The organism is Cupriavidus sp. 05T42, assembly GCF_056396345.1.
This window is the reverse complement of sequence record NZ_JBFTLH010000016.1, coordinates 120,754-129,734: the sequence shown is the minus strand read 5'-3', so window position 1 is coordinate 129,734 and position 8,981 is coordinate 120,754. Positions and strand designations below refer to the sequence as shown.

The window sequence follows — 8,981 nt, the reverse complement described above, 5'->3', positions numbered from 1 at the left end:
TCCTTGTTGAATGCATCGAGGGACATGATCTTCGTCTCGAGCCGTGCGTCTTCCACAGTGGCGGACCCTTTGACCGTCACGCCGGCGGGCAAATCGATAAGATGGCGTCCCACACAACGCGGGATTAGGTTGGTAGTCAGGGCATTCACTGTCTGTTGTTCCTGAGCCGTCAATGAAGGGGATTTCGCACAAGCCGGCAGCACAAGCGCTACGCCCGCGAGCGCGCTGATCACCACATATCGTTTCATCATCGCGGCGCGCTCAGAAGGCATTCGGCCGGGGCCGCAGGGTTCGGGAGATGGCGTCCCAGACCGCGAGGGCCTCGGCGTCCGTCAGCGATGCGCGTTCGAGCGGACGATCGTCCGGGAGCGGGTTCGCTGTCTCCATGTCGAGCCGTATGAAAGGCCCCTGTGCATCGGCCGTGAGCGCATTCGCTTCCAGCGCAAAGAGATGTCCGTCCACTTCCGTGGTGGGTCTTGGGCCTGCCAACAGCCATTCCTCGGCGTCAACGCCGGTCAATGCGACCTTTCCTTTACGAACCGTCCGACCGCCTTCGATCTGGGACAACGCCGCCTCGATCTGACGATGCCGCTGCAGGAGCGAACTCCTTTCAACGAGACTGGAGTCCGTCACGATGGTGAAGTCGACATCCTCATGGCTTGCAAGAAGGAACCTCGACTTAGTTCGTTCCTCCTCGCGCGCCTTGCCGCGGAKGAAGCCGCGAGGGAGACATAGCCCCGGCTCCGTTGGAATCTCGTCATCGGCCCGGCCGCGAAAATTCGTGAGCAGTTCAAAGACATGGTTGGCCTTTCGCGGCACACTGTTCTTGATTTCCATGCGCTGCACGATCGGGTTATCCGCCAGATCGGGGCTGGTGAAATCGGATGCGTCCAGCGTGATCTTGACACGAACCCCATTCTMCCAACGATAGCCTTCCAGTTTTCGAATTGCGATGTGGCTGCGTTCCGAGCCCCGGTGCATGAAGTAGCGGGAGTGCTCGTCCCATGCGGGCACATTGAGATAGAGGAACGGGTGAGCGTCAATGCTCTTCACCGCCTTGAGTTCGGCTTCGCGCGCGGAGATCTCCTTGTTAAATGCATCGAGGGACATGATCTTCGTCTCGATCCGCGCGTCTTCCACGGTGGCGGAGCCTGTGACGGTCGTGTCTGCAGGCAAATCGACTAGATGGCGTCCCACACAACGCGGGGTTAGGTTGGTAGTCAGGGCACTCACTGTCTTTTGTTCCTGAAGCGTCAATGGAGGGGTCTTCCCACAAGCCGGCAGCGCGAGCGTAAAGATCACGATAAGTAGCGACAAGAAGCGTTTCATTTGCGATAGGCCATTGAAGTTTGTTTCACGGCATCCGTGATCTTGACGATCGACCAGACGGTGAATAGCTGGAGTGGCAAGACCTTGTACGCGGCTTCGTGCTCTATCCCTCGGTAAGCCAGGCAGACCTTCGCTTTCTCCCGTGGCGCTGCGCCGGACCGGCGCGGGACAGTGCCGTCGCCGCTCTCGTCTGCACCGTTCAGGTCAAAGACAACGTGCAATGGCTTTCCGGCGCTGCGCGTGAGGACCGAAAGGGTGCCACGGCCTGTGTCGTGCATTACCGTTCCMTCGGCAAGGTCATCAATGGCGCGCGGCCCGAAGCGCGGCCCAGCATAACGCCGCCCCCATGTGACCTCTCCCCATGTCTTGTGTGCGGTATCGTCGCCGTAGAACGCATACGTATTCGCGTGATATCGGTTCGCGATGGCACGATGAAATGGGCGCACTAGCGTCTCAACGGTTTCCACGTACCGTTGCCAGTCCTCGTTTACTGTTTTTTTGTACGTATCGAGCGGATTGATAAGGTGTTCGTGGCATAGCGCCCACCACTTTCCCCGCACGGTGTAGATCTCGTTGTAGGGATCTGACTGCGGAAGCGAGACCATGCGGTTGCCATCACGGATCTTCAGCCAATGGCTGCCGTACTCGGGCGTGGGCAGCAATTGCAGGGGTCCGGGCGCTTGTGCAAAAACCGCCGTCACTTCTTCGGCATTACTACCCAGGACGCTTCCCGCCGCACCCTCCGTACCGGCTTTCACCCGCTTGTAGGCTGCCGCAGCGCCGGTCGCCGGCATGACCCCATTCACCACACCGAGGATGACTTCCCTGCCGCCCATCGACTCAGTGAAATACCTCCCGACAAGTCCGCCCATCGAATGCGTAACGAGGATGGCGCGGTCGCACATGAATCCCTGGCTTCGGTAGAAGGCCATGAACGCATTGACTCTGGCCGCCAGGCGCTTTGCCGAATCCTCGTTGGACTGCAGCCAGTTGTATCCCACGGCATGGACGGGATAGCGGTACTTGTAGGACAAGGCGGCTTCTTCGCGCGTGAGCGCGGCCACGCCGATCGCGCGGGCCTTCACGTCATCCAGCAGCGTCGAACGTATGCCGTTCTGCCATTGATGTGTATCGTTGAGCGCTCCCTCAAGCCAGGCGAGGAACTCTCCATAGCTMATGTATGCGACTTCGCCCCAGCCTCGCCGCTGCATTTCCTCTTTGGTCAGCGCGCTTCCGGTCGGAAGCTTCCCTTTGCGATACACGATCGTCTCATTCGGATTCAGGATCCTTTTGCGATCGGCCGCATCCTTGCTCGTCCAATGGAACACGGTACGTATGCTATCCAGCAGCCAAACAGCTTTACCTTCCCCATCTTTCTCAGCCAAATTCGACCCCATCACCCCCGGCACGAACACCACCGGGATGACCCGCCGCGAGACCAGGTAGCAAATCGCCTCGGTCTTTCCCTTCGACATGACGGATCGATACCGCACGGAGCCGTCTTCCTGAATCTCGGGCGGGATAATGCGTTGCGTGACTTCCATGACATCACCGTTGTTGTTTGACGTTGACCATCGCCGGCTTCTCAGAGAGCACCCGGCCTGGGCCGCAGGGTGCGGGACACGGCGTCCCATAGGGCCAGCGCCTGCGCCTCCGTCAGCGAGGCCTTCTTCAACGGTTCTTCCAGGCCCGTGGGGCCGCCGTTGCTCAGCTTGACGGCGACGAACGGTGTCTCCGGGCTGCCGGTCGTGGCGTTGCTCTCCAGCCGGAACGCCTGCCCCTGGACGTTCGTCACGATCATCGGCCCCGCAATAACCATCTCCTCGCCCCGGCCACCGGGCAGATCCACCGTGCCCCTGCGTAACGTCTTCCCGTCATCGAGCACGCGTTGCGCAGCGGCAATCGGGCCGCCCCGCCACAGCAAGGAGGTCTTCTCCTGAAGGCTGGAATGGGTGAATACGTTGAAGTAGACGTCGGGATAGGCCGGCAAATTGAAATCGACGTCGACCTGCTCGTCATCCTTCGACTTGCCCAGGAGAATCCCGCCGGGAACGCAGAGGCCGGGCTCTGTGGGTATCGCGCCATCCGGCCGGCCGCGGAAGCTGGTGAGCATTTCGAACACCTGTGTGGCGGCGCGAGGCACGTCGTTCTTGGTCTCCATTTTCCGCACGAGCGGATCCTTGGTCTGATCGGGCTTTGTGAAGTCCCAGGATTGAAGCTCGATCCTGATCAGCACACCGTTCTCCCACCGGTAGCCTTCCAGTATTCGATGTCCCGGATCGTTGCCGATCGAGCCACGATGCAGGAAGTAGCGTGAATGTTCATCCCACGCCGGCGCGTTCACGTACAGGAAGGGATGCGCATCGATGCTTCGCGTCTTGGTGAGTTCGGCCTCCCGGGCTGCCACCTCTTTCTGGAATTGGTCCAGCGACATGGCTACCGTCTCGACGAGGGCACCTTGCATCTTCACCATGCCGCCCAATTCGACTTGCGCCGGCATATCGATGAGGTAGCGCCCCACGCATTGCGGGACGAGTTGGGTGGTCAGTGCCTGGATGGCTTGTTGTTCTTGCGCGGTCATTTTCGGAGGGAAATCGCAGCCGGCAAGCGTCAGGCACAGGCCGGCGGTAAAGAATCTGCGGGTCAGGTTCATTTGCCGTACGCCATCGAGGTGAGCTTGACGGCATCGGTGATCTTCACGATCGACCAAAGCGTAAAGAATTGGATGGGCAGCGCCTTGTAGGCACCTTCGTGATCGATGCCACGATAGGCCAGGCAGACCTTTGTCCTGCCTTTTGGCGCGGCACCCGAGCGGTGCGGGACTGTGCCGTCACCGCTGTCCGCTGCGGCTTGAAGCTGGAACACGGTCCGGACGGTGTTGTCACCGCGCCGGGTGTGAACGGCGATTTCGCCGGTGCCCTTGTTCGCCACCACCTTGCCATCCAATGGGTCATCGACAGGCAGGCCTCTTGCCGGCCCGAGGCCTGCCTGATGGCGTCGCTGCCATGTCACCTCGCCCCAGCTCTTGTGATTTGGATCGTCACCGAAGAAGGCATACGAATTTGGATGGTAGCGGCCGGCGATCTCCTGATGAAACGGTTTGACGACGGCCTTGACTCGGAACTCGTATAGCTTCCAATCGCGATCGAGGGTGACCTTCTTCTTGTCCGCCGGATTGATCAACTTGTCGTCGCATAGACACCACCACTTTCCGCGGTTGGTATAGATCTCGTCGTACGGATCCGATTCCGGCAAGCCAATCACCTTGTCCCCATCCCGAAACTTCAGCCAACGCATGCCGTACTCCGGCGTTGGCAGCAGTTGCAGCGGGCCCGGCGATTGCGCGAAGACCGCCGTCATTTCCTCCGCATCGCAGCCCAGTGCCCAGCCAGCCGGTTTTTCCGTTCCCGCCTTGACGCGCTTGTAGGCGGCCGGCGCGCCGGTGGCGGGCATGACGCCATGCACAACGCCCAGCACCCGGTCGCGCCCGCCCAGCACTTCGGTGTAGCAGCGTGACACCAGCCCGCCCATGGAATGCGTGACGAGGATCACCCGGTCGCACATGAATCCCTGCTTCCGGTAATAGGCCATGAATGCCTCGACGCGCGCCTTCAGGTGCTCCGCCGATGCGCGGTTCGACTGCAGCCAGTTGTAGCCCACGGCATGCACCGGGTATCGGTATTTGTAGGACAGCGCCACCTCCGCACGCGTCAGCGGCTGTACGCCCACGCGTTGCACGGTGTTGGGCTCCATCAGTTGCGAGCGCACGCCCGTCAGGAAGTCGTGGGTGTCGTTGAGGGCGTTCTCCAGCCAGGCCAGAAACCCGCCGTAGCTGATGTGGGCGATCTCTCCCCAACCACGGCGCCTCATCTCGTCTTCCGTCAGCGACGTCCCGGTCGGGAGCTTTCCGCCGCCATAGACGGAAGTCGTCAGTGGGTCCAGCATGATCTTGCGGAACTCGGCGCCTACGGGAATCCAGGTCGCCGCGTCGGCCATGCTGTCGAGCAGCCATACAGGCTCCTTCGTCAGTTCAATCTCGCCGTTGAACCGCCGTCTGGGTCGTAATCCAAGCAGATTCGACCCCATCACCCCCGGCACGAAGACCACCGGAATCATCCGGCGCGACACCAGATAGCAGACCGCGACGCTGTCGTCCGGCGGCGTCATGACGGAGCGGTAGCGAACCGTGCCGTCCGGCTGGATTTCGGGTGGGATGATGCGTTCTCTTGCTGCCACAGGTATGTCCTCAGGATTTCAATGCGCAAAGCAGGTCGACGCTCTCGGCGAAGAGGCTCTTCTGCAGCGACGTCTTGCCTTCCGCATCGGCCGCGCCACGAATGCGGCTGCCGTCGTCGCGGAGCACGGCATACGACTCATGGCTGGCGGGCTCGTCGTCGAACGGCCAGCGGACCGTGAACGCTTCATCGAACTCCGTGTGCTTCCACGTATTCATCGCCTGAGAAAGCGACTGCTTTGTCGTCTGCTGATAGGAAGCCGATCGGATGATCCGGTCGCCGCGCGTGCCGTCCTCGATGCCCGTGAGCGACAGCCGCAGGAATGAACCGCCGCACTTCAGCAGCAGTTCCTTTTCGGCCTCGATGACCACCCTGCCGTTGGCGCTGCTGATGGTCACGTTGCGGTCGGCCAGCAGACGCATGTCGTCGCTCTGCGCCTGGATGTCGATGGGTCCCCGCGCGGCGAACAGCTTGATGCCGAGCTTCTGCGCGAAGATCGACACCAGCTCGCCGGCGGCGACCGTGAAGCGCTTCATCACGCTGAAGTCCGCGTGGCCGCCCGATGTACCGCTCAGGTTACGGCTCGCGCTCAGTTGCAGGTCGCCGCCAGACGCCAGCGCCATGCCGGCCGGGGCGCTGGCCAGCAGGCCGGCCTGCTTGAGGGTGTCCAGCGTGTTGTCGAGCAGCGCCTTCTGGCGGCCGTAGTCTGCCGCCACCGCCTGTGCCGCCTGCGCGGCGGAGGCCAGCGCTTCGGCCTGACTGAGTGCCTGCTGGAGCAAACCCCGGGCCGCGTCCATGCCGAGCTGTGGGCCCTTGGCGCTAGGCTGGTCGTCCGCCGACAGGAACAGGCCCTTGCCGCCCCGGATCGCACCCCATCCGGACGTGCGCAGCTCGAAGCCCTCGCCGCGCTTCTGCCGCTTGTCGTCGACGAGATAGCCAAGATTCAGCTGCGACTTGCGCGCAAAGTCGGTGGAGAGCTTGACGCCCTCCTGCCCCTCCCAGTCTTCGAAACGCAGCTTGTTATTGCTCTGGGTGCGGATCACGTTGCGAGACAGCCAGCGGTCCCGGTTGGTGATCAGGTCCTCGTGCTGGCTGTTGTGCTGCACGTGGGCGATGTATGGCTTGTTCGGATTGCCGTCGCGGAAGGCCACGTCCACATAGGTGCCATCGACGAGCGGAAAGTGGAAGCCGGTCTGCCTCGCCCCGGCGAACGGCTTGGCCAGCGCCAGCGGCACGCTTTCGCCGCCATTCGGCCAGGTGTCGAAATCGAGGTCGAAGCGGACCGTGTAGTGCCCCTGCTGCGTCAGGTAGGCGTACTTGTACTGGCCCGGCGAGGTCACGCGGGCAGACAGCGTGCCCTGGATCCTCGGCCAGCGGTCTTCGGCCAGCGGCAGCCGGAAGCGCCGGTCCGAAGGGATGGCCTTGAAGGTGTTGCGATAGGCGGCATCGCGCGCGCCGGTGTGGATGACCTCGGTGATGACCTGCCCGTTCGGTGCCTCGGCCAGCGCCAGGTCCATGCGCAGGATGCGCGCCGGGCGCAGGTCCAGCACGTTGCTCTCGCCCGAGAACACCAACTGGCCGGCCATCGCCGCTTCATGGCGTAGCTGCGCCTCCCACTTGCCGCCCTCGAAGTCCAGATGATGGGTGCCGAAGACATAGGACTGCCCGTAGGTCGTCGTCTCCTTGCGCGCGACGTTGGCCTCGCCGGTGAAGCGCTCCCACGCGCTGCCCGGGTGGTAATCGGCCACGCGAAATGACGCCGCCACGGTCGTCGCATGAGATTGCAGCGCCAGCACCGCCTCCACGCCCGCCTCCAGCCCGGCGGTTTCGCGGTACGGCACGCGCAGTTCCGGCTGGTAGAGGTAATGGTCGATGTCATCCCCGAACACCAGCATCTCGCCGAACTTGCCGGGCACGAAGTAGCTGTACAGCCCCTCCTGCTCCATCAGCAGCCGGATGTAGGCCCAGTCGGACATCTGGTACTGGAAGCGGAACGCGTGCTGCGGATACTTGCGGCGCAGCCGGAAGGCGAACTGATGGCCCTGCAGGTCGTGCCGGCGCAGGATGGCCTCGATGATCTGCGGCGCGGTCTGGTGCTGGTAGATGCGACTGGCCTGCGTAAGCTTCAGCCGTGCGGCGAGCGGTTCGACCACGGCCTCGTAGCTGAACAGGTCGCGGGAGCGCTGGAGCCGGCTGAGCCGGGTRATGCAGCCGGCGAACTGGCGCGGCGCGGCCCCGTCGATGGGGTCGCCATGGTCAATGCGGAAGGTGGCGGCCTTGCCGAGATAGTCGGCACGCTCGAGTTCGAGCGGGTGCGTGAACTGCACCGTGACGACGTAGGTCTCGCCAAGCCGTTCTTCGGCAGTGAATGACACCACCGACAGCGCGGCGGCATTGGCGGCGCCGGGCACGTCGAGGTAGTAGACCTGCCTCCTCTTCAGCCGGGCGTCGCCGTCGTCCGCCCAGTATTCCTTCCGCTGCGCTATTGCTTCCACTTCCTTCCCCATCGACTCGGATTTGCGGCAGAACCGTACTCCGTTTCGATGGCGCCGGAAGCGCCCAAAGCGCGCTGTTTGCGCTACGTCATGTGTGACTAATTGCTTGAATTTCCTAGGCTTTCTCGGAATTGCCTGAGGTCAGGCCGGCGCCTTCCCAGGCGCCCGATCTATCGGCCTAGCTTGCAGCCACGGTCCAGGAAATCGCTGGCATGGCCGTTGTTGGCCGGCGCGAGAGCGACCGGCTCATCCACGACGACAAAGCCGCCGCCCGCGTAAGCGAGAAAGATGCCGCGGTCCTGCGTGTCGCCGCTAGTACCCGCCGTTTCGCGATGCACCTCATCGAACGGATTGAAGGCCAGCACCGGCTGGTCCGCCGGCACGCGCTTCGCCCGGACGCGCTTCCCCGCGAACGTGAACTCCCCCCATGCCGGCGAAATGCCGCTCTGGTTCAGAAACTTCTGAGCGGCGCCGCTGATGCAATCCAGATGGATATGGAGCTGGTCCTGGCTGCGCGAGCCCCGGGAATTCACGGCGAGGCCGATCAGCGTATCGGTCAGGGGCTTGCCGACCGCCTTCGCCACGATCTGGCGTTCTTCCCACCCGAAGGCCCAGCCGTTGGCGCGCGTGCCCGTCCAGACGCGCGCGTCTTCCACACCGCTGACGGCATGATCGGGAATCACGAGGTAGTGCGAGGCGCCGACGTAGTCCTTGTAGAGCACGAGGCCCCGGTCGCGATCGACCACGGCGCAGTCGGCGTGGCGCGGCGTGCCGTCCGTGAGGCAGCGCGCCTGCACGTTGCGCCAGAGACCGTTGCGGGTGAAACCGCCGACGGCATTCGGCGGCCACACGATCTCCGCGCTGGCCACGGCCGAAACGCAGGCCGCAATGATCGCGACGAACAAACCTCGCATCGGAAAAC

At 63.0% G+C, this 8,981-nt stretch carries 7 protein-coding genes; all 7 read right to left on the bottom strand.

The annotated features are described in order from the left end of the window. Window positions 1-251 (bottom strand): hypothetical protein (locus AC1EJR_RS20650; protein WP_477147486.1); only part of this gene is annotated, 251 nt, incomplete at its 3' end. Window positions 252-261: 10 nt separating this feature from the next. Continuing rightward, window positions 262-1,329, bottom strand: a complete 1,068-nt coding sequence (locus tag AC1EJR_RS20645) for a T6SS immunity protein Tli4 family protein (RefSeq protein WP_477147485.1) — start codon at window positions 1,327-1,329, stop codon at window positions 262-264. Continuing rightward, a complete protein-coding gene (locus AC1EJR_RS20640; RefSeq protein ID WP_477147484.1) occupies window positions 1,326-2,873 on the bottom strand; it encodes an esterase/lipase family protein in 1,548 nt (515 codons plus the stop codon). The genes AC1EJR_RS20645 and AC1EJR_RS20640 overlap by 4 nt, the downstream gene beginning before the upstream one ends. A gap of 41 nt (window positions 2,874-2,914) precedes the next feature. Next, window positions 2,915-3,982 (bottom strand): T6SS immunity protein Tli4 family protein, encoded by a 1,068-nt coding sequence (locus AC1EJR_RS20635; RefSeq protein ID WP_092295141.1) that lies wholly within the window; start codon window positions 3,980-3,982, stop codon window positions 2,915-2,917. Continuing rightward, entirely contained in the window at window positions 3,979-5,565 is a 1,587-nt protein-coding gene (locus tag AC1EJR_RS20630; protein WP_477113246.1) for an esterase/lipase family protein, read from the bottom strand. Before AC1EJR_RS20630 ends, AC1EJR_RS20635 begins: the two co-directional genes overlap by 4 nt. 10 nt (window positions 5,566-5,575) lie before the next feature. Continuing rightward, on the bottom strand, window positions 5,576-8,071 hold the full coding sequence (locus AC1EJR_RS20625; RefSeq protein ID WP_477113245.1) for a type VI secretion system Vgr family protein: 2,496 nt from the start codon (window positions 8,069-8,071) through the stop codon (window positions 5,576-5,578). A gap of 158 nt (window positions 8,072-8,229) precedes the next feature. After that, window positions 8,230-8,973, bottom strand: a complete 744-nt coding sequence (locus AC1EJR_RS20620; RefSeq protein WP_477113244.1) for a CDP-diacylglycerol diphosphatase — start codon at window positions 8,971-8,973, stop codon at window positions 8,230-8,232. Window positions 8,974-8,981 lie beyond the last annotated feature (8 nt).

Coding starts and splice junctions, on each gene's coding strand:
- AC1EJR_RS20635 (WP_092295141.1), bottom strand. CDS start 3,982: ATGAACCTGACCCGCAGATTCTTTACCGCCGGCCTGTGCCTGACGCTT.
- AC1EJR_RS20620 (WP_477113244.1), bottom strand. CDS start 8,973: ATGCGAGGTTTGTTCGTCGCGATCATTGCGGCCTGCGTTTCGGCCGTG.